2 protein-coding genes are annotated in these 1,239 nt (G+C 72.8%); both read left to right on the top strand.

The genetic code is table 11. The annotated features are described in order from the left end of the window. On the top strand, positions 1-290 hold a 290-nt coding region (locus ACLEQD_RS43735; protein WP_410391842.1), incomplete at its 5' end, for a sigma factor-like helix-turn-helix DNA-binding protein. 195 nt (positions 291-485) lie between these two features. After that, on the top strand, positions 486-1,239 hold a 754-nt coding region (locus tag ACLEQD_RS43730), incomplete at its 3' end, for a hypothetical protein (protein WP_410391841.1).

Genomic DNA, 1,239 nt, shown 5'->3' with positions numbered 1-1,239 from the left:
ACTTCCGCGAGGCCTTCCGCGCCGCGCTGGGGCGGCTGAGCGCGCGGGAGCGCAACCTGCTGCGGCTGCACCACGTGCATGGCCTCTCCATGGACGCGATGGCGGCCACCACGCAGGCGCCGCGCTCCTCCGTGGCGCGCTGGATCGCACGCGCCCGCGAGCGGCTCCTGGCCCTCACCCGCGAGGAGCTGACGGCGCGGCTGGGGCTCACTCCCGGCGAGCTGGACAGCCTGCTGCGCCTGGTGCGCAGCGAGCTGGACATCAGCCTGCGCCAACTGCTGGCGGACTGACTTCGCGCCCCGAAATCACGGCCGGGTGAGACGAAATTCTCAACCTCTCGTCCCTGGGGAAGAACCGCAACCGATGGAAACAGGGGATGTCGCGGCGCGTCGATATTCGAGGCGTCAGGGGACCCGTGTGCCCGGCGGTGCGCGTCACGCAAAGGGAGCAAGCCCATGAAGCAGTGGACCCGATGGAGCACCGCCATGTCCGCAGTCGCCAGCCCCCGTACCTGGGCCGTGCCGTTGGTGTTGCTGGGCATGGTGGGGTGCGCGAACGACGTCGCGGGGGACGAAGCCGTCGCCCCCGCTGCGCAGGACGCGCACGTGAAGGCGTGGGTGCCGGAGACGCCGGTGCCCGCCGCGGCGCACGCGGAAGGAACGGAGCACACGCTCCAGGTCGACTGGGTCCTCCAGGAGAAGACCGTGGAGGATCTGACGGACCACTCGGCGTTGATCATCGACGGGAAGGTGGAGTCCACGCGCTACGACGTCCTGCGCACCTACGCGCGGTCGAAGACGGAAGGGGCGCTCCCCGGTGAGCTGAGCGGCCTCTACACGGACCTCCCCGTCACCATCGCGACGGTGCGCATCGCCGGCCTCACGCGCACGTCGCGGGAGCTCCAGAGCGCGTCAGGCGGCGTCGTCGCGCCGGGGGCCACCGTGGACGTGCTGTATCCGGGCGGCCTGCTCGCCGACGGCTGCACGCTCGCGCCGGAGGACAGCCCGCTGCCCGAGGTGGGGGAGCAGGCGGTCCTCTTCCTCGCGCCGCAGGAGGGCGTCAAGCCGCTGGCCGCGCAATCCCTCACGGGCGTCTACGCCGTGACGGGAGGGCCGGTGGGGCGCGTCCTGGTGAAGGGGGGCCTCGTGCAGGGCCCGAGCTCGCCGCGCCACGCCACCGCGCTCGAGCAGCACCTGGGCGGGCCTGTCGACGCGCTGCTCGCGCGGGTCGGCGCCCGGG

The sequence above is a fragment of the Corallococcus sp. 4LFB genome (assembly GCF_046520365.1).
In the GTDB taxonomy this organism is placed as follows: domain Bacteria; phylum Myxococcota; class Myxococcia; order Myxococcales; family Myxococcaceae; genus Corallococcus; species Corallococcus caeni.
This window is presented reverse-complemented; position numbering and strand designations above follow the sequence as displayed.